The following is an 18688-nucleotide window of genomic DNA, read 5'->3' on the forward strand; positions in this document are numbered from 1 at the left end:
AAGGTTTTTGGAGGGCTATTTGTCATGCACAAAATAGTATATCATAAGATTAATAGAAATTTTAAAGAAAAATATTGACATCCTATTAGCTGGTTTACTTCAAGAAGGGGTAAAGCCTTTTTTCTTATCGAACTAAAGGGGAGGTTAGCTCAACAAGAAAACCGAAACCTTATTTTCTTTTATTAGCATGGATGTTGCTGACAAAGAATAAACTTGGTATTAATACCACTGCGAAATCTCATATAGAATATGGGTTAACGTGGAATCCGGAAAAAGTGGAAAAAATGAGGTTGATCTATGTTAGAAAAACTTAAAAAAATTAATATGAAAACGGCTGTATTTATGGGAATTTGTTTTTATTCCTTAACAATATTACTACATGTTCTTATTATGAGCAGTGTAATTCCATTCACATGGGTTAATGGTGGAAGGTCTGAATCATTCGCTGAACAGCTACCAATATCTGTTATAAATATAGTTATTTCTATTATTGGAGTAGTTTTTACATTGATTGTTGGTAGAATTAAACTATATAAATACAAAAGAGGAATAACCGTTATATGTTGGTTTTTTGTTGTACTTTGGTCTTTTGGATTTATACAACAATTGTTTGGAACACCTTTTGAAAAAATGATTTGTTCGTTAGTATTGCTTATTGGAGTTATCTCGAACTTGCGTATGGCGATTGAAAAAAAATAGATGTAACTATTTAATTAATAAGTTTGTGAACAATTATACTTAAACTAAAGAGTGCGTTAGTCAAATAGAGCCTCGTCATTATGACGTGGCTCCTTTGTATTTAAAAGTATTTCTGATAATACTCTTTCCTTAGTCTTCCGCTTAATTGAGCGTAGATCCTAGTTGTTTCACTTTTCTCATTCCCCATAAGACTTTGTATGACTTCGGCGACACTCATTTTATGTGGCTGTCTTGCAGTTACAAAGATTGCTGGATTATGGTCATTACGACTTTCCATATAGCGTTTAAGCCATATATCACAACGTGTATTAAAATAAACTTCCCTTTCCTTATCGCCCTTTCCTCTCACAATCGCGGATTGATTGGACCAATTACTTTGCCTCGTGGTATTTTATTTTTTAGAGTAAATGGAACTGTGAAGGTCGTTTCTTTATCATTCTCTATTTAGAAGTGAATACATGGTTAATGGTGTATTAATTTGTTGGCATATCATTGACTATGATACTTGGTCTAGAGAAAACGTCGAGAGACTTTCTAAGGAACAAAAGCAACTATCACCTTGGGGAATTTGGAATGACACCTTACTTAAACAGAGATTGGCTGAAGGATGGACATTAGATAAATGGATTTAAACTAACGATTGCTTTAGTAAAGATCATAGGGTTGCTTAGGTAGCTCTTTTTTCTTGTTGAACTAAAGGGGCAGTTTAGCTGAAGAAGGAAATTTGTTCTAAAAGTTGAATATTAACTGTATAACAAAAAGCAAACAAGCAGATTGGTCAAATTGGAGGCGAAGAAATTGAGTAAAAAAATTCATATCTTTGGTACTGCTGGTTCAGGAACTTCGACACTGGAACTTCATTATCAACGATTCTACCTCATACTCACCTTGATACGGATGACTACTTTTGGAAAACCAAGTATACAGAACAAAGGGCCATACTTGAAAAAAGAGAAATGCTAAGGTGCGATTTATCAACATATGAAAACTGGATTCTTTCGGGGGCAATTTGTGGCTGGGGTGACAGCTTAAATCCCATTTTGATTTGGTTATTTTTTTTAGAGATTCCCAAAAGTGTAAGACTTCAGAGATTGCAACAAAGGGAATTTCAAAGGTATGGTAATGATATATTAGTTGGTGGCAGTTAATACGAGCAATCAAAGGCATTTTTGGATTGGGCTTCCTTATATGATGAAGCAGGTATGGAAGTTAGAAGTAAAACATTACACGAACATTGGATGTCAGAATTAGTTTGCCCAATATTTAGAATTGAAGGAGATCATTCGGTTCAGGAACGAGTGGAAATTTACTTAAATTATTTAAGTTCAAATTCAAAAAGTTATTGAGCTAAAGAGTGCTTTACTTCAAGCAGGAGTAAAGCCTTTCTTCTTATTAAACTAACGCGGCAGGTTAGTTGAAATTTCATTTAGGGACATGTGGTAACAAATATGCAAAGGGGGCACAAAGATGAAGGATATTTTTAATCAATCGCACGCAGAGGAAATTTTAAACCGAATTGACAACTTAACCCGAGATTCAAAACCGCAATGGGTAAAATGGATGTTGCCAAAATGCTGGCACATTGTTCATCTTTTCAAGACATTGCAATGGGAAATGCTTTTCCTCCGAGAGGTTGGTTAGGGATATTAATTGGGAAGTTTGTGAAACCAATTTTATATAATGACAAGCCCTTAGCAAAAAACATGTCAACAATCCCTACTATTTTGATTGTAGATGATAAAGAATTTGAAACAGAAAAGAAAAAACTAAAACAAAAAATTATAACGTTTCAAAGTAATGGTCCTCATAAGTGTACAAATCATCCACATCCTAACGGGTGCTTTAGCAAAATATGGCCATCATTTCGATGGTCTATTTTTATGTCCAAAACATTAAGTTGATCTCAGATATGCATTGTGAAATGTTACACTTAAACTAAAGGGGCAGGTTAGTTGAAGAAGGATAACATATGAACTGTGCTGTATAATTGAATGATAGAAAATTTAAAGGGGCTAGAATTTAATTATGTGGAAGAAATACATTGAGACAATATCAAAAGAATATAATTTCAAAGCACCAGCAACCAATTCTGAAATTACTCTTATAAAAAAAGAATTAAATGTTGAATTACCTGAAAAATTATTAGCACTTTTCAATGAAACAAATGGAGTATTTGATAAGCATGATTGTCCTTTAATTTGGTCAACCCAACAAATAGTAGAAGAGAATTTGTTTTTTAGAAATTTTGATGATTATAAAGATATTTTTATGCCATTTGATAATTTATTATTTTTTTCTGATGGGGGAAATGGGGATTTATTCGGTTTCGGAATATTAAATGGGAATATTCAAAGAGATGACATATTTGTATGGAATCATGAAGATGATAGTCGAAATTGGATTGCTTCATCATTAGAAGATTTTATAAAAGGTTGGATTAGTTCCGAAATTTCGATATAGGTATAAGTTTCCGTTATTCAACTAACGGGTGCTTTAACAAAACATGGCCATCATTTCGACGGTCTATTTTTATGTCTAAAAAATTAAGTTGATCTCAGATATGCATTGTGAAATGTTACACTTAAACTAAAGCGGCATTTAGTTGAACAAGTGAAATGGCAGCCCCATTTTTAATTTGTCTCTACTTGTATTCCATATTTCGACCATAGCTGAAATGTTTAGAAGTTATAATAGACACAGATAGCTCAGTATAATATGTAGGGAGATAATAAAATATGAATAGTTTTAAGTTTACATTGTTAATACTCTTAACGACATTTTTAATGGGTTCTTCTTTTGCCGTAGGTAAAATAGGTTTGTCTTATTCATCCCCGTTGTTATTAGCAGGATTACGCTTCACACTTGCTGGATTCATAATGGCAGTAATCGTTATCGTTTTAAGAAGACCGCACCCATTATTTAAAGGAAACTGGATAAAGATGCTTATTATTGGTACTTTCCAAACAGCCGGTGTAATGGGGTGTATTTTCTTGAGTTTACGAACCATTACAGCTAGTGAATCTTCAATACTTACATTCACTAACCCGTTACTTGTTGTTGTATTTGGTACCATATTTTTAAAAACACGCTATAAATTTTATCAATGGATTGGTGTTCTTTTAGGGTTAGTAGGGGTAAGTATTGCAGTAGGTGCGCAAATTGAATTAAAGATTGGCGTTCTTTTTGGCATTCTTTCTGCTGTTTTTTGGGCAATTTCAACATTATTGGTTAAAAAATGGGGGTCACTTTTCAATACGTGGGTTCTATCCGCTTACCAGATGTTTTTTGGTGGATTACTACTTTTACTTGGCAGCTTTATCCTTGAAAAACCAGTTTTTATTTTGAACGGTTATTCATTGTTCATTTTATTATGGTTAAGTATTATGTCTTCTATTGTTCAGTTTGCCGTCTGGTATTATCTTTTACAAAAGGGTGATCCAGGAAAAACGAGTGCCTATTTATTTTTGGCACCTTTCTTCGGTGTATTATCTGGTTGGTTACTATTAGGGGAGTCATTATACCCTTCTAACATAGTTGGTGGCTTGTTTATTATTGTTGGTATCTATCTTGTAAATAGAACTTTTCAGGAGAAATATAACCTAGTAAAAAGAACTTTATAAATAAATGAATAGTTTGTTCTAAGCGTTCAAGCGCTTATATGGCCCCTCATAGTGTAAAGATAAGAAAGTAATCATAATCTGTCTTCTAAGGAAGGGCCTTTCTCTATGCTAAATTACATATTAATATTAAAGTCTTGTTTAAACCCTAATTTTCCTTTATCTGTGACTTTCACAGCGCGAATAGATGGAACTCGAACTATCCAACCTAATTCAAAAAAGTGTGTAATAAGTCCGTGACCTAAAGCGCCACCAAGATGATGGTGACGTTCACTCCAGTCTAGACATACGTGAGAAAATGAGCGGCGTTTTCTTTTTAATTCACTTAAATCAATGCCGAAATCAGAAAAAAACTGTTCTCCTTTAGGTGTAACAACAAATTCTCTCTCTTCTTTTTCCAAATAACCAGCGTTCAACATCGATTCGGTCAAATCCACTCCTAATTTTCCTGCTAAATGGTCATAGCAAGTTCTGGCTTCACGAAGCAATTTTACTTGGCTAGATTGTTTTAACGAATGCACTTTAGGAGGTGGAGAAATCACAAGAAACGATTCTAAAATGCGAGCGACTTCTTCATTAGCTAGCTGATAATAGCGATGACGTCCGTTTTTTTCAACGTTAACAAGGTTACCTTCTACTAGTTTAGAAAGGTGAAAGCTAGCTGTTTGAGGTGTTATAGCAGCCATAAAAGCTAATTCACTGGCTGTATGAAAACGCCCGTCCATTAAACTCATTAGAATTGTTGCGCGCGACGTTTCACCAAGGAGAGAGGCAACTTCCGCCACATTTGGATTTATACTCATTATTAACAACCTTTCCGCATTCCATATTTCGATTATAGTTGAAGCGTCAATTGTTTACAATGAATTATAACAATTCATTGAGGTAATATGATGAAAGACTATTATGTAGCGATATTACTTCTCAAACAGATTACGTTTCAAATGGATATGCAAATAAGACAGACAAGCTGGTAGGATTAGTAAGATTACAATCTGTATTTATTAGCGTTGAGAACGCAAGAGATTTCGAAGGACATGGTATTACAATTTCTAATTATCTAATTAAATCCCAATATAAAGTATTTATAACATCCAAGGACTGGTGACGATTTTTCTTATTACGCTAATGGTGTGCTTTAGTTAAGCAAGTGGCATCCTGTAAGGGTAGCTTTTCTCATTGAATTAACGGGTTAGGGGAAATTAAACTTATATTAGAACGGACGTGGGGTTATTATGTCTGAATACATTATTGATTTAGATAACGATTTTGATAAAGAAGAAGCCTTTGAAATAACAGGTGACAACATTGCATTAGTATCCGTTATGGATAGTAGCGGAAATGATATAAAGCCGTAGAGTACAAATTACTTTAAGTAAAAATGCTTTACTCGGATTAGGTTCTGAGTTAATTCGTTTAGCACACGATTATGGTAATGGATAAAACTACCATATAGAACCAATAAACAAAGAATATGTAGTGCAATCTAAAGGGATTATAGCTTCACCCAGAGAGTTGTGAACTTATATTGTGGAGATTTCGACCCCTATACTGAATATACAAAAGAAGAGATTTAATTGAGATTGTGAAAAAATGTACTTAAACTAACGGGTACTCTAGCAAAATCTGGCCATCAATTCAATGGTCTATTTTTATGTTCAAAACATGAAGTTGTTCGCAGATATGTATTGTGAAAGTTACACTTAAACTAAAGCGGCAGGTTAGTTTAAGAAGGAAATAATGAAAGTAATGAAGAATGGTACAAGAAGAGAGGTACTTATATATTAATTAATGAAAAGTATTGATTCTTATGCAACCATTTTGAATCTAACAATAACGTTAGAAAGAGAGGCGAATAATGCTTAACAGATTAAGAACACCGTTATTAATATGTGCTATTGTTTTTGGGATTTTAGATTTAATAACTCCGCTTGAGTTAATACCTTTTATGATGTTGTCATTAGGTACTTCGATGTTTCTGTCAGGATTAGATGATTTGAAAAGGACAAAAAAGCAGTATATGGTTATATATTCATAACTATTTCTATAATTCTAACTTTGGTCGCTGTAATTAAATTATTTACATAATGGTGTTGCATTGAACCAAGAAGGATTAAGGACTTTTTATAGAACTAATTGTACTAACGACGTTCAATTAACGGGTGCTTTACTTCAAGAAGGGGTAAAGCCTTTTTTTCTTATTGAACTAAAGGGGCAGGTTAGTTGAAGAAGGGTTAGTAAGATAATTGATAATAAAAAGGAGAGAAATTATGAAATTTTATATTGCATCAAGCTTAAAAAATATAGAACAGGTTAGATATGTTAGCAAAAGGTTAAAAAATAAAGGATTTATCCATACATATGACTGGACTATAAATGAGAACGTAAGAACATTGGAAGAACTAAAGGCAATAGGTCAAAAGGAGAAAAAGGCTATAATAGAAGCGGATTTTGTTGTTGTTTTATTACCAGCAGGAAAAGGAAGCCATATTGAATTAGGTATTGCTATGGGGAACGACAAAAAAATTTATCTTTACTCACCGAACAAAGAAGTAGATAACATTGAAACAACCAGTACATTTTATCATTTACCTGATATCGAAAAGTGCTTTGGAACAATAGATGAGTTAGTAGATATTATAGACTTAAAATCAAAAAGTTTTTTAAGCTAACGAGGTGCTTTACTTCAAGAAGGAGTAAAGCCTTTTTTCTTATTGAACTAAAGGGGCAGATTAGTGCAATAAGAATACTTTTGCCTAATTTGAATATAATGGCAGTAAAAAGATATTGGAGGGTATTTTTATGAAGCTAGTAGGGGAACAAATATATCTTCGACTTTACAAAACTTCTGACGTCAGAGAGTTAACTAACTTGCATACTAGAAATCGCGAATTTTTTCAACGAGTTAGCCCATTACTTCCAGAAGCCTTTTATACAGAAGAACATCAAAAAATACGCATTGAACAGGCATTAAAAAAAACAGATGAAGGGCAATTATATGCTTTTGGAATCTTTTTAAAAACAACTGATAAACTTATCGGAGACATTTCATTAACTCAAATTGTTAGGGGAGACCTCCAGAGCTGTTATACCGGCTTTACTTTAGATAAGGAGTATAATGGAAAGGGCTATACAACAGAAGCTCTTCAACTTGTTGTGGATTTTGCTTTTAGAGAATTAAAACTACATAGAATTGAAGCAGGAGCTATGCCTGACAATACAGCATCTATTCGTGTATTAGAAAAAGGAGGGTTTAAAAAAGAAGGTATAGCTAAAGAAAATCTGAAGATTAATGGCAAATGGACAGATCATCAAATATTAGCTGTCATCAACAGTTTGGATGTGTAAGCTCATTTCACTTCCGATATTATATATGTAAACGAAACGAGTCACTCGCAAGACTGCCTTATACAATTTTAACACTTCCACCACTACTTCAAGAACAGTACGTGATGGTGAAGTTTTAAATTGTATATTGTACGAGGATTTTGTACATATCTATGAAGTTGCTTGGCAACTCTCTTTTTTATCGAAGTTTGTGAAGCGCTTCACTTAAACTAACGGGTGCTTTAGTTTGACAAGAGGCTGCCTTAGGGGTAGCTTTTTCTTATTGAACTAACAGGTCAGGTTAACGCAAAAAAATAATATTGAGAATTTTTATACAACTGGTTATTCTTACGACATATAATAACTTCGGAGGTGTATTTATGTTTGATTTTATTAATTTAGATTTTACTCATTTTACAGCTTTTTTAGTAGCTACATTGGTAATAGCAATTGTCCCAGGACCAGATATGGCATATATAGTCAGCCGTAGTATTGCGGAAGGTAAAAAGGTTGGAATAGCCACATCGTTTGGAATGCAAGTGGGGGTTATGTTCCACATTCTACTTGCTGCATTCGGCCTTTCAGCTCTCTTGATGACTTCTGCACTAGTCTTTCAAATCATAAAGTATATAGGTGCAGCGTATCTAATTTATTTAGGAATACAAACTATTCGAGACAAAAAGGGAATAAATATTAATATTCAAGACAATCAAGGCGGAATAAGGAAAGCCTTTTGGCAAGGAGCAATAATAGATATTTTCAATCCGAAAGTTGCTTTATTTTTCCTTACGTTTCTTCCACAATTTATTAGTCCCAACATGAGGAACACTTTTTTTCAATTCATATTTCTAGGAGTTGTTTTTGCTTTGCTTACATTGATAGTTGATATCGGCTATTCAATGATTGCAGGTTCAATTAAAAATGTATTAACGAAAAATAACACTGCAATGCAATGGCAGAAAAAGATTAGCGGGTTTACTCTAGTCGGTTTAGGAACTTTGTTAGCTTTTGAAAAGAGAGGATAATTCTCACTAACGGTTGCTTTAGCAAAATTTGGTCATCATTTCGGTGGTCTATTTTTATGTCCAAAAATTAAGTTGATCTCAGATATGCATTGTGAAATGTTACACTTAAACTAAAGGTACAGGTTAGTTTAAGTGGGTTGTTTTACTTGTCTTAAATAAACGGGACAGATTAATTCAAGAAGGTACTAACAGAGCATTTCCAATACTTCGGTGGAACAAGTTAAAAAACCCTCTCAAAAAAATCGTTTTTGAGAGGGTTTTTATTTAAAGTTTGTAGATTTAGGGAGTGTAAGTATATCTCATATATAGGAAAGCTAGATATCGCTTTAGCTTTTTACTTGATTCCTTTTAAAATACCAGACAACTACAGAAATAAGTAACAATGATAAAACGGCTCCTGAAATTGATAGAATCGCATAACTAAAATGTACGACAACCATTCCTGACAAGGCTCCACCTGCTGCTCCTGATAGTGCTACAAAGACATCGAATGTTCCTTGCGTTTTTGCACGTACGGAAGGATGTGTTGAATCTATAATGAGAGCAGTTCCCGTTAATAAACCAAAGTTCCAACCTACACCTAGTAATACTAGTGCTAGGATTAGCAATAATAATGAGTCTGCCGGAGCAAAAGCTGCCACCAATCCAGCGGTAAGGAGTGTAGTGCCTGAAGCAATAGCCATAGTAGTGCGACCAAACTTATCTACTAATAAACCAGTCAAAGGTGAAGGAAGATACATCGCTGCTATATGGAACCCTATAACTAACCCCACTTCACTCAAACTATGACCGTGATGTCCCATGTGAACTGGTGTCATTGTCATAATAGCTGTCATGATTAGTTGAGCTAAAATCATTATTACAGCTCCTACTATAATTCCTTTTTTGTTTACGGTAGGATTTTTTAGACTTCCTCCTGTCTGAACTTTATGGTCCTTTTTCTCAGCATTCGCAATTGCTGTAGATACAAACAACGGATCTGGACGAAGAAAAATTAAGAGAATTAATCCAGCAATAATAAAAGCTGCTCCTGACATGATAAACGGACCAGCTAAATTTGGAACACCAATTGATTCTGCGAATTCTCCCATTGGAGTAACTAAGTTAGGGCCTACTACAGCTCCTAAAGTAGTAGAAACCAATGCCATACTTGCAGCAGTTGCTCGTTGTTTCTCATTTGCAAGGTCTGTCCCTGCATAACGAGCTTGAAGATTAGAAGCCATACCTGCTCCATAAATAAGAAGGGCAACAAATAAAAGGATAATGCTGTTGATTAAAGACGCAATTACCACACCTATAGCACCTAATCCACCTATGAGAAAACCACCTGCAAGTCCAGCTCTACGACCGAAACGTTGTGAGGCTGCTCCTATAAGTAGGGCAGATACTGCAGATCCAAAAGTGAAGAGGGCAACTGGAATTCCGGCTGCATTTTCCGTTCCTAACATGTCTTGTGCAAGAAGTGCCCCCACTGTTATCCCAGCACCAAGTCCTGCTCCCCCAAAGATTTGTGAAAGAATCAAGACTTTTAATGTTTTTTTATAAAGTTGGTTTTGTTTTTCTGGTAAATCAATATATTCTTGCAACCATAAAGGCTGTTGTGTTGATGTATTTTCAATTTTTCTTGCCACGAACTCTACCTCCTAAACGAAATAGCTTCATAGCTTTTCGAAATTATTTGTCATCCTTTGTGCATGTTATTTCATATATTCCATTTCTTATATTTATAATTAGTAGAAGGTCACAATTAAATGGGAGATAATTATGACCTTCTTCTTATTTTTAAATATCAACCCGACAATATTGTCGGTGTTCATATTAAAATGAGTATGATTCACCATCTTCTGGCACTAAAATATTGCTTGAAAATTCTCTTTCTTTACTAAAGTTTTTTAATTCTTCTCTAGATAGTGTCCAATGGTTTACAGCTTCCATATGAACGGCAATAATTTTAGAATTAGGAGCCGCCTTGTGAACTTCATAGACGTCTTCTTTTCCCATGATGAGCGAACCTAAGTCTAATACTTGATTGTCTCCACTATTAACCACAATGATTTCTGGTTGATGTGTATGAATCTCGTCTCCGATAGCATCATACCAAACTGTATCACCAGCTACATATAAGACTTCTTCACTTGGGTGCTTGAATACTACTCCACAAACTTCACCCATCAAGTTTAATAATTCTTCTCCTCTACCATGTTCACCTTTTGTTTTCACTAATTGGATACCTTCAAAAACAGTGTCTTGTTGTAGTACTTCTACATTTTTAAAACCAATTGCTTTTACTTCTTTTCCCTCTGCGTCACTTTGCACAAATACTTTGATATCTTTTGGCAATACGTTTTTTGCCACATCATCAAAGTGATCGAGGTGTAAATGAGTAACAATTACTGCATCTAGGCCATCCAGAATGTTATCAATAGAAATTGGCAAACTCACCGAAGGATTATACAAATCATGTCTGATGGTATTTTGGAAAGCAGGGTACGTACCTTTCTCTGCTAACATAGGATCTATTAAAAACTTTTTATTAGCATATTCTACAACGATTGTTGCATTTCGAATTTGTGTAATTTTCATATTTACAACTCACTTTCTTTAATTTGTCTTGTTTGACCTAAATAAGTGTATAATATGAGCAACATTCAAATACATAGACAAAATAAAGTGTTTTAACTCTTTGGCTTTATTTTCGAAAGGAGTTAACGTTCAAATGGATCAAACAGATAAAAAGATTATAGAGGAATTATGTAGCAATAGCCGAATTACAATGAAAGAATTGGGAGAAATAGTTCACTTAACAGCGCCAGCAGCTGCAGCTAGAGTGCAGAAATTAAAAGACAATGGAGTTATTCAGGGATATAGTATTAAAGTAGATCAAGCGAAATTAGGGTGCTTTACGTATGCCTTCATCAATATCTATATAGAAGGTACATACCATCAACCTTATCTCTCATTTATCCAAACAAAGGAGGGGTATGTCATCAATAATTATAAAATCAGTGGGGATGGCTGTTATCTTTTGGAGTGCAGGTTTCCAGGCAATGAAGCGTTAAATCTATTTTTATTAGAGTTAAATAAGTATGCAAACTATAAATTATCTATTGTTATAAATTAATAACGCAGAACTGCAATAAGTGTTTTTTTATGAGGATAACATCAAGTTATTCAATTAAAGGGCGCGATTGTGAAATAAACGTCCCTTCTCTTATTCAACTAACGGATGCTTTACTTCAAGAAGGAGTAACGTCTTTTTTCTTATTGAACTAACGCGCCAGTTTAGTGCAATAAGGGATATTAATCAATTGTGTTGAAGAAGTATACTAGTGGAGAGTGATCCTTTCTTACTCGAACAAGAAACTGTATAATCCTCTCCAACCAACCGCCGATTTTGTTTGATGGGCATACTCTCGGTCCATTACATACAGTGCGCCGTCTGCGTCGATAATGTGGTTGACTGCGTCAGAATCAGCTAGGTTTCCCATAGATAGAATCATCTTTTCCGGAAAGACACTATCGGGCGAAACGGCGACAATTCGGACATGTAGCTTGTTTCCACAGGAATCATTTGAGATTGCCGTTCAATTTGCGGCGTTATTAGGCAACTTGATATAGGTACCATCAATGATTCGAAGGAGACCAACGTTGACATTCAACCCTTTAGCATCCCCTATTAAACGCCAGTAATGTGCAACCAAACAGCTGAGAAAATCTCCTAAATGGGACGTCTTCAGCTCTGAAAATCGCCGGCCAATTGTCGAAGGACTGGACGACTTTAATCCCATTTCTTCTAAAAACTTTGGTTTAGAACAAAGTAATAATAATCGACGTGTTAACATATCATTCAAAGGATCTGTATGTTTTTTTTCATTGAGGAAGCTACTTGGCTTTGGAGGCTGATATGCTGAAAATAAAACATAATATTCAGAAAGGTGTTGACATTCAGAAATAAGAAATGATATCCTATAGTAGTTAGATATTCAAATTAGAAAAGGAGGTACGGAAAATGACTACATTTAGAACTTTAAAAAATAATCGTATAGTGAATTCGTGCCTAACTGCTAATTATTTTTTTGTAAATAATTAACGGACGGCATGTTATGCCGTTCTTTTTCTATGAGCACACGCTTATGTAAAGAAGCGTGTGCTTTTTTGCGTGCTTTTTAGAAACTTTGGTGTTTTCACGCATTGCGTGTTGCATATATAAACAAAATAACAAGAAAAGGAGTGCTGGTGATGATGATCATGAAACAGCGAAGAAAGTTATTAAAAAAGGAATCTCTCGAAAGTGGATAGCACCGGTTGGGGAAAGAAAAACCCCAGTTGACTAAAATGATGCTATTGGTTTAATCGGAAAAATAATAAATGAAAGAGGAAAAAAAATGATGATACCAAAAATGAGTGGTAAGCAGATTAATAAATTTGTAGGTAAAAATAAATTGGAGTCGCCAACACACGATTTAGGTGAAAAGTGGCTAACAGGAATGGTGCTAGCCACACCTTAACAATATAATTGGACTTCTCCTTAAGGAGAAAAATAATGTTTACGAATAACGATATAGAATATGTAAAGCAACGGATGGCTGACTTGGAAAAGGAAGCAAGACAATATAAATTAGGACATAACTACCTATCTAGAAAAAAGAAAAATCACAAATCTTTTTTGAAAAGAGTCTTGAGTTATTTTACACAAGTAAATTCAAAATAACCTTCAAAAATTAGTAACGATAAGTTGACATAAAGTGAACCTTTAATCAGTGGGGTATTACTGCCAGTTAATGCGGGATAAAGAATCACATTGAATTCGCTATGGCGCTAGGGACGCCCCTCGCCATAAACTAAGTAGCTTCACCGCTGGTCTGATGACTTTGGCTACCCCTGATAAGGCTCCTGCACTTAGTTCGTTTAGATATTCATTTGTTCGATTTTATATAGATAGTAGTCAATAAGCTATTCATAACTAAGAATAGATCTCTAGCGCGTATGAGTACGCACTAGAGATCTTTTTGATTAGAAATATCGATAATTAAGCGAGAGGTACCCGCGCTCTAACCCAATTATTGCTGGAATTGGAGATATCCCCTTGGCTCTTTCGAGATTAAGTTGTTCTCAGTTATGCATTGTGAAATGTTACACTTAAAATAACGCAGCAGGTTAGTTTAAGAAGCTTTTGGAACTTTTTATTGAGTGAATCGTATTCATATATAGTATACAAATTTATGTATTTGAAAAATGAAGGAGGATATTATGAAGGAAAATAACCGTTTTGAAGAAGTTTATAAGCAGGGAAAGTTTACCGTCAGTAAAGTAATTCGCGATAATGAAACAGGTGTACTATACCTTGTTCACCAAGAGGGTTATGGAATGGGACTAACTGTAATGGTTGACGCAGAAGGAAAACCGATAGTAGATAAGGATTTTTAACTAACGGTTACTTTTAGTAAAGAACATGGGTTGCTTAGGCAACTCTTTTTTTTATTGAACTAAAGGTGCAGTTTAGTTCAATAAGGTAATAAGGTATAACCAAAAATTTGAAAATACAGGATTCAAAGAGGACATTTGGTTTGAATAATCAGCAAGAAACCCCAGAAAAAAAGACGCTTAAGACAATGCGAGTTAATAAATAATCTCAATGGTTCTCTACCCGATGCATTAAAAGGAGGAAGCTTTGGAAATTTAACTGATTTAACAGGTGGTATGGGATGGAAAGGAACGGGGATACATATTCTTTGAAAAGGTAATTAAATATTTAACATCTCTTTTTCCTCAAGGGGCTGTTGATAACAATATACAAATCGATGTCTGTACAGGAAAATCAGTAATAAATGGTCAAATTATGTATTCAGTGAAATTATAAATATTTTTCACTAAGTATTTGTCATCATGAATGGTATAGTTATTTATAAGAAAAAAATGAAATTTCAGATTTAAATTAAAGTTACAAAGGAGTATTTAAATGAGTGACAATAAACTGCTTATGAGTTTCAAAAGTGATCTTTACAATTATTCATTGGAACAGCTAAGGTATATCTAGAAAAAAGGGGTTTGGTCTATTGGACAGATGTATGACCATTTAATTCTTGTTGCCCATGAGTATCTTGATAATATGGAATCATGTGCTACATTAAATGAGGAACAACCCCTTGGAAAAACTCAGTTTGGTGAGCAATTATTTAGGAACGGAGGGTTCCCACCTATTAAAATACGATTACCAGATGAACTAAATTCTCCACCAAATAATTCAGACAGCAAGGAAGACCTAATTAGTAGAATGTATCAGTTAATCCAAAGATTAAACCAATGGGAATCGAAAGTGGATCATGTTAACCAAAATAATAAAATTAAACATGGAGGTTTCGGCTGGCTGAATGCTAGGGAATGGTATGATTTGGTTGGAATGCATTTTCGTCATCACTTGCGTCAAAAAGATGAGTTGAAAAGTTATATATTATAGGGAGAAGTTACATAATAAATTGGATGCTCTTCTTCCACTTACGGGGCAGTTTAGCTGAATATTCGATTTCCGAAATAAAGAATCTTCTTTAACAAAATGAATAGTGATAAACACTGAAACCTCGTGATTGAAATTTGTGCAAAATAAATGTACAAAGATAATAAAGTTTTTTTATAAAACTACAGTCATGTTATTCCACAATCGGACCATATTGTGGAATAAGGAGAATGAAAAAAGTATTTCTAAAATGCTTCATTTGTTTTTTGCTTATTTACAAAAGTTAATGTCTATTTAATTACCTGTACCTGTACCTGAAATTGAAAAAATACCCATAATAGGATAGCCTATTATTAAAGGGGTGTGATCAAAATAGGCGATGGTATTGTTTGGATGATTATTTTCTTAACTATTGTGATTGGTGACGGGTTAGCATTGTACTTATACAAAAAAAAGAAATTCCCTATATGGATTTCTGCAATTGTTTTGGCTTTTTTATCTCTAGGAGTAGTATTTAGTTTTGTATCATTAGGAATTCATTATGGTAATAAAAGTTATAACGGAAATAGTGCTGGTGACGAATGGCAAGGAATCGCTTTTGCAGGAGGGTTTATAGCAATAGTCCTGGCACTCAACGCAATTGTTTTGTTTGTCATAGGAGTTATTTTAAATATTTACACATTCATTAAAAAGAAACAAAAAGCATAACTGCCTGGACTTTTAGCGTAGAGTAGTGAATTCAGGGTTTTGTTAATGGATACAATGACTAACTTAATACAATAATCGGGCGCGATTGTGGAATATAAGTCTCTATCTTATTCAACTAACGGGTGCTTTAGCAAAACATGGCCATCATTTCGATGGTCTATTTTTATGTCCAAAATATTAAGTTGTTCTCAGATATGCAATGTGAAATGTTACACTTAAACTAAAGAAGCAGTTTAGTTCAAGAGAGGTTTTAACTTTTATTCAACAATCGGGCCATCTAGTTGAAGAGGAAAAGTGGGGGAGAACTTGTATGATCTATGTAAATGTTAGAGCAATAATTGAAAGAAATGGACCAAATGGAACTGAAATCGTTATTCAAAAAAGGGTTAAATCTAATGAGAATAAAACACCTTATGAGCTACCTGGAGGAAGGTTAGAGGAATTCGAGTCATTTATGGAAGGACTTAAAAGAGAAGTGCACGAAGAAACAGGACTTCATATAACAAAGATGCTTGGGGAAGAAACTAGAATTGAAACTAATGATGTGGACTCAAATGTTGAAGCTATGAAGCCTTTTGCTGTTTATCAAACGACAAATGGTCCAGTAGATTCATTTGGCGCTTATTTTCGATGTCAAGCCTCTGGTAATATAGTTAAAGAAGGCGACAGTACTATGGATATAAAGTGGATTCCAGTAGATGAGCTACACCATTCACTAGAGAAGGATCTAATAGATTTTAGCTGGGTCGATAAGTCTGGAATAATGTATTATTTGAAATGGTATTACGCAGAAAAACAACAAATTGATTAGTATGATGCCTATTTTATTGTGGAAAAGCATTCATTAAATTTCCGATAATAACTTTACGGGACCTTTGTATAATATTGGATTGGTTATATTGCAAAAATTGTTTTTGAAATGGATTGTGAAAGAAAGTACTTAAAGTAATGGGTGCTTTACTTTTAGAAGGCGTAAAACCTTTATTCTTCTTCAACTATAGGGGAGGTTAGTGAAGGAAGAAATATAAATCTATCATAAATAAATAATTTGTTCTCAAAATTTAATGAACAGAGGTGAGAAAATGATTGAAACACTATTAAAGCAGATTCCTCTAATAAATAATTGTAAGGATGTTATTCAGATCAAAAAAGGGTTTTCCTCAGATGAGAAATTTATAATACACATGAATGATGGAAGCAAAAAGTTACTTCTTCGAACTTTTAAGTTAGAAGAGTTTGAATCAAAAAAGAAAGAATATTCTATTCTAGAAAAGTTGCAGGAATATAACGTTGCTTGTTTACAGCCTATTTCTATGGGGCAGGTAGGGAGTCGGGGGTACATAATCACATCATACATCGAAGGTAAAGATGCCGAGGAAGAAATCCAAAAATACTCAGAACAAGAGCAATTTAATATTGGCTTTGAAGCTGGGAAAGAATTGAGGAAAATCCATCAGTTTGTGGCTCCAATTCATGTCACTTCGTGGCATTCAAGGAAAGAGGAAAAACATAAGAAATATATTGATGCTTATTTATCATGTGGAATTAGAGTTGAAAGTGACCATAAAATAATGAATTTTATTGAAGAAAATATACACCTCATGAAAGAACGTCCGAACGTGTTTCAACATGATGATTTTCATGTTGGAAATATCATTGTAAATAATAAAACATTCGCAGGAGTTATAGATTTTAACCGGTATGATTGGGGCGATCCAATTCATGAATTTCTTAAAATTGGTATCTTCAGTCGGGAAGTAAGCATTCCTTTTTCAATTGGACAAATAAAGGGATATTTTAATAATACTGAACCCGATGAATATTTTTGGAGGCTTTATTCACTTTATCTAGCAATGTGTGTCTTCTCTACTGTAATATGGACCTTAAAAACTGTTCCAGACAACTTAACTGATATGTTAGATAAAGTTTACACTTTTTTAGAAGATCATGATTATTTTAGTGAAATAAAACCTAAATGGTATACAGAAGAGATATAAGTTTGAAATACTTTTATTATTGTGAAGGATTGTAATTAAAGTGAATAGTGCTAGTTGAAGTTCAGTAAATATTATAAGGTTTGTGAAATGTTACACTTAAACTAAAGCGGCAGTTTAGTTTAACAAGAATTCTAAATATTTTGGTGGTATTTTATGTTAGCATAAAGGGGACTGAAAATTATTCGATTTAGAAAGGGATAGTTTTAATGAATGACAAAACTTCGAGATTGATAATTGTACTTATTACAGTAATAACCACTATACTTCTTACGGCTTGTCAAAATGGTACGGAAGAACCTGCGATAAAAATCTCTTCTAATTCTGTTGAATTAAGTTCCATCTATTATGGAGACCTATATAACGAGGAGGAAGTGGAAATTGAACAGCGATTAAAGGATTTTATGGTAGGAAAGAGATTTATTGATTTACCTATGATTGCTTATGGAGATAATATTGAAATTGAACCTTTAAACTTTGAAACAGGTCAATATGAAGTTTATGATTATATCGTAAACGAGAAAGGTAATATTATTTCTGATTACGATATCCCAATAAACATAACTTCCAATAAAGAGGGGCAAATAGAATTCACTTTTGAAGAAAGTTATGATTTCGAAAGCTATAAAGATTACGCTGTACAAGGGAAATTGATACATTGTATATTAATTCGCTGTGAAATAGATAATCATTCATTTGCATTTGCAACACTTGTGTTAAGTGGTAAATAAGTGCTTCTTAAACTCCCATGAAAATTAAAATCTTCGATTTATAGAAAAAGGCAATACGAAATCGGACGCAGCTCAATAATTTTTTAAAAAAGTGCAGCGCCTAAATGAGAATTAAATTATGGATTGTACTAGG

The 18688-nt window shown here is 33.8% G+C and carries 21 protein-coding genes and 4 pseudogenes; 19 read left to right on the forward strand and 6 right to left on the reverse strand.

All coding sequences use genetic code 11. The features are described 5' to 3' along the window. Positions 1-297: 297 nt before the first annotated feature. Positions 298-699: a hypothetical protein gene (locus FG382_RS22175; protein ID WP_142541025.1), complete on the forward strand. Its 402-nt coding sequence runs from the start codon at positions 298-300 to the stop codon at positions 697-699. 100 nt (positions 700-799) lie between these two features. Here the strand turns inward: FG382_RS22175 and FG382_RS23325 are convergent. Beyond that, positions 800-1072, reverse strand: a pseudogene (locus tag FG382_RS23325) (integrase); the annotation flags it as partial. Positions 1073-1157: 85 nt separating this feature from the next. Here FG382_RS23325 and FG382_RS22840 point away from each other — a divergent pair. The 5 genes and pseudogenes from FG382_RS22840 to FG382_RS22200 all read left to right on the forward strand — a co-directional run bounded on the left by FG382_RS22840 (position 1158) and on the right by FG382_RS22200 (position 4319). Next, the gene (locus FG382_RS22840) at positions 1158-1331 is read left to right on the forward strand and encodes a hypothetical protein (RefSeq protein WP_170206602.1); all 174 of its coding nucleotides are present in this window, start codon (positions 1158-1160) and stop codon (positions 1329-1331) included. Between the two features lie 166 nt (positions 1332-1497). Further along, positions 1498-2045, forward strand: a pseudogene (locus FG382_RS23330) (P-loop NTPase family protein). 121 nt (positions 2046-2166) lie between these two features. Next, positions 2167-2600, forward strand: a pseudogene (locus FG382_RS22190) (DUF1569 domain-containing protein). A gap of 124 nt (positions 2601-2724) precedes the next feature. Continuing rightward, positions 2725-3159, forward strand: a complete 435-nt coding sequence (locus FG382_RS22195; RefSeq protein ID WP_142541026.1) for an SMI1/KNR4 family protein — start codon at positions 2725-2727, stop codon at positions 3157-3159. A gap of 275 nt (positions 3160-3434) precedes the next feature. Next, positions 3435-4319, forward strand: a complete 885-nt coding sequence (locus FG382_RS22200; protein WP_142541027.1) for a DMT family transporter — start codon at positions 3435-3437, stop codon at positions 4317-4319. Positions 4320-4432: 113 nt separating this feature from the next. On the opposite strand, the gene FG382_RS22205 is transcribed toward FG382_RS22200, so the two are convergent. Next, positions 4433-5119, reverse strand: coding sequence for an ArsR/SmtB family transcription factor (locus tag FG382_RS22205; RefSeq protein WP_142541028.1), 687 nt, complete (start codon positions 5117-5119; stop codon positions 4433-4435). Positions 5120-5551: 432 nt separating this feature from the next. Between FG382_RS22205 and FG382_RS23400 the strand changes: the two genes are divergently transcribed. The 4 genes from FG382_RS23400 to FG382_RS22220 all read left to right on the forward strand — a co-directional run bounded on the left by FG382_RS23400 (position 5552) and on the right by FG382_RS22220 (position 8668). After that, positions 5552-5674, forward strand: a complete 123-nt coding sequence (locus tag FG382_RS23400) for a hypothetical protein (RefSeq protein WP_268238287.1) — start codon at positions 5552-5554, stop codon at positions 5672-5674. A 912-nt stretch (positions 5675-6586) separates the two neighbouring features. Next, complete coding sequence (locus FG382_RS22210) at positions 6587-6988, forward strand: nucleoside 2-deoxyribosyltransferase (protein ID WP_142541029.1); 402 nt, start codon at positions 6587-6589, stop codon at positions 6986-6988. Between the two features lie 130 nt (positions 6989-7118). Beyond that, positions 7119-7664 (forward strand): GNAT family N-acetyltransferase, encoded by a 546-nt coding sequence (locus FG382_RS22215; RefSeq protein WP_142541030.1) that lies wholly within the window; start codon positions 7119-7121, stop codon positions 7662-7664. Positions 7665-8023: 359 nt separating this feature from the next. Next, positions 8024-8668, forward strand: a complete 645-nt coding sequence (locus tag FG382_RS22220) for a LysE family translocator (protein ID WP_142541031.1) — start codon at positions 8024-8026, stop codon at positions 8666-8668. A 326-nt stretch (positions 8669-8994) separates the two neighbouring features. Here the strand turns inward: FG382_RS22220 and FG382_RS22225 are convergent, their stop codons facing one another. Further along, positions 8995-10299 carry an MFS transporter gene (locus tag FG382_RS22225; protein WP_142541032.1) on the reverse strand — a complete coding sequence of 435 codons (1305 nt, stop codon included), beginning with the start codon at positions 10297-10299 and terminating at the stop codon, positions 8995-8997. Positions 10300-10486: 187 nt separating this feature from the next. After that, positions 10487-11251, reverse strand: coding sequence for an MBL fold metallo-hydrolase (locus tag FG382_RS22230; RefSeq protein ID WP_142541033.1), 765 nt, complete (start codon positions 11249-11251; stop codon positions 10487-10489). A gap of 133 nt (positions 11252-11384) precedes the next feature. Between FG382_RS22230 and FG382_RS22235 the strand changes: the two genes are divergently transcribed. Beyond that, positions 11385-11789 carry an Lrp/AsnC family transcriptional regulator gene (locus tag FG382_RS22235; RefSeq protein ID WP_142541034.1) on the forward strand — a complete coding sequence of 135 codons (405 nt, stop codon included), beginning with the start codon at positions 11385-11387 and terminating at the stop codon, positions 11787-11789. A gap of 226 nt (positions 11790-12015) precedes the next feature. On the opposite strand, the gene FG382_RS22845 is transcribed toward FG382_RS22235, so the two are convergent. Together FG382_RS22845 and FG382_RS23100 are read right to left on the reverse strand one after the other, a co-directional pair. Then, positions 12016-12168, reverse strand: coding sequence for a hypothetical protein (locus FG382_RS22845; protein WP_211356439.1), 153 nt, complete (start codon positions 12166-12168; stop codon positions 12016-12018). Between the two features lie 84 nt (positions 12169-12252). Beyond that, the gene (locus tag FG382_RS23100) at positions 12253-12510 is read right to left on the reverse strand and encodes a hypothetical protein (protein ID WP_211356440.1); all 258 of its coding nucleotides are present in this window, start codon (positions 12508-12510) and stop codon (positions 12253-12255) included. A 543-nt stretch (positions 12511-13053) separates the two neighbouring features. On the opposite strand from FG382_RS23100, the gene FG382_RS23405 reads away from it, so the two are divergent. The 8 genes and pseudogenes from FG382_RS23405 (at position 13054) to FG382_RS22260 (ending at position 18555) form a co-directional block, all read left to right on the forward strand. Further along, entirely contained in the window at positions 13054-13176 is a 123-nt protein-coding gene (locus FG382_RS23405) for a hypothetical protein (RefSeq protein ID WP_268238286.1), read from the forward strand. 742 nt (positions 13177-13918) lie between these two features. After that, positions 13919-14095 (forward strand): DUF6440 family protein, encoded by a 177-nt coding sequence (locus FG382_RS22850; RefSeq protein WP_170206604.1) that lies wholly within the window; start codon positions 13919-13921, stop codon positions 14093-14095. Positions 14096-14239: 144 nt separating this feature from the next. Continuing rightward, positions 14240-14404 (forward strand): DUF6366 family protein, encoded by a 165-nt coding sequence (locus FG382_RS23335; RefSeq protein ID WP_229677472.1) that lies wholly within the window; start codon positions 14240-14242, stop codon positions 14402-14404. Between the two features lie 316 nt (positions 14405-14720). Next, positions 14721-15125, forward strand: a pseudogene (locus FG382_RS22240) (DinB family protein); the annotation flags it as partial. A 360-nt stretch (positions 15126-15485) separates the two neighbouring features. Next, positions 15486-15830 (forward strand): hypothetical protein, encoded by a 345-nt coding sequence (locus FG382_RS22245; protein WP_142541035.1) that lies wholly within the window; start codon positions 15486-15488, stop codon positions 15828-15830. A gap of 310 nt (positions 15831-16140) precedes the next feature. Next, complete coding sequence (locus FG382_RS22250; protein WP_142541036.1) at positions 16141-16641, forward strand: NUDIX hydrolase; 501 nt, start codon at positions 16141-16143, stop codon at positions 16639-16641. A 271-nt stretch (positions 16642-16912) separates the two neighbouring features. Next, positions 16913-17827: an aminoglycoside phosphotransferase family protein gene (locus FG382_RS22255; RefSeq protein ID WP_142541037.1), complete on the forward strand. Its 915-nt coding sequence runs from the start codon at positions 16913-16915 to the stop codon at positions 17825-17827. A gap of 206 nt (positions 17828-18033) precedes the next feature. Then, the gene (locus tag FG382_RS22260; RefSeq protein ID WP_142541038.1) at positions 18034-18555 is read left to right on the forward strand and encodes a hypothetical protein; all 522 of its coding nucleotides are present in this window, start codon (positions 18034-18036) and stop codon (positions 18553-18555) included. Positions 18556-18688 lie beyond the last annotated feature (133 nt).

The sequence above is a fragment of the Psychrobacillus lasiicapitis genome (assembly GCF_006861795.1).
Lineage (GTDB): Bacteria > Bacillota > Bacilli > Bacillales_A > Planococcaceae > Psychrobacillus > Psychrobacillus lasiicapitis.

Bases quoted from the DNA above. Each gene is read 5' to 3' on its own strand.
- FG382_RS22175 (WP_142541025.1), top strand. From the start codon at position 298: ATGTTAGAAAAACTTAAAAAAATTAATATGAAAACGGCTGTATTTATG.
- FG382_RS22840 (WP_170206602.1), top strand. From the start codon at position 1,158: ATGGTTAATGGTGTATTAATTTGTTGGCATATCATTGACTATGATACT.
- FG382_RS22195 (WP_142541026.1), top strand. From the start codon at position 2,725: ATGTGGAAGAAATACATTGAGACAATATCAAAAGAATATAATTTCAAA.
- FG382_RS22200 (WP_142541027.1), top strand. From the start codon at position 3,435: ATGAATAGTTTTAAGTTTACATTGTTAATACTCTTAACGACATTTTTA.
- FG382_RS22205 (WP_142541028.1), bottom strand. From the start codon at position 5,119: ATGAGTATAAATCCAAATGTGGCGGAAGTTGCCTCTCTCCTTGGTGAA.
- FG382_RS23400 (WP_268238287.1), top strand. From the start codon at position 5,552: ATGTCTGAATACATTATTGATTTAGATAACGATTTTGATAAAGAAGAA.
- FG382_RS22210 (WP_142541029.1), top strand. From the start codon at position 6,587: ATGAAATTTTATATTGCATCAAGCTTAAAAAATATAGAACAGGTTAGA.
- FG382_RS22215 (WP_142541030.1), top strand. From the start codon at position 7,119: ATGAAGCTAGTAGGGGAACAAATATATCTTCGACTTTACAAAACTTCT.
- FG382_RS22220 (WP_142541031.1), top strand. From the start codon at position 8,024: ATGTTTGATTTTATTAATTTAGATTTTACTCATTTTACAGCTTTTTTA.
- FG382_RS22230 (WP_142541033.1), bottom strand. From the start codon at position 11,251: ATGAAAATTACACAAATTCGAAATGCAACAATCGTTGTAGAATATGCT.
- FG382_RS22235 (WP_142541034.1), top strand. From the start codon at position 11,385: ATGGATCAAACAGATAAAAAGATTATAGAGGAATTATGTAGCAATAGC.
- FG382_RS22845 (WP_211356439.1), bottom strand. From the start codon at position 12,168: ATGATTCTATCTATGGGAAACCTAGCTGATTCTGACGCAGTCAACCAC.
- FG382_RS23100 (WP_211356440.1), bottom strand. From the start codon at position 12,510: ATGTTAACACGTCGATTATTATTACTTTGTTCTAAACCAAAGTTTTTA.
- FG382_RS23405 (WP_268238286.1), top strand. From the start codon at position 13,054: ATGATGATACCAAAAATGAGTGGTAAGCAGATTAATAAATTTGTAGGT.
- FG382_RS22850 (WP_170206604.1), top strand. From the start codon at position 13,919: ATGAAGGAAAATAACCGTTTTGAAGAAGTTTATAAGCAGGGAAAGTTT.
- FG382_RS22250 (WP_142541036.1), top strand. From the start codon at position 16,141: ATGATCTATGTAAATGTTAGAGCAATAATTGAAAGAAATGGACCAAAT.
- FG382_RS22255 (WP_142541037.1), top strand. From the start codon at position 16,913: ATGATTGAAACACTATTAAAGCAGATTCCTCTAATAAATAATTGTAAG.
- FG382_RS22260 (WP_142541038.1), top strand. From the start codon at position 18,034: ATGAATGACAAAACTTCGAGATTGATAATTGTACTTATTACAGTAATA.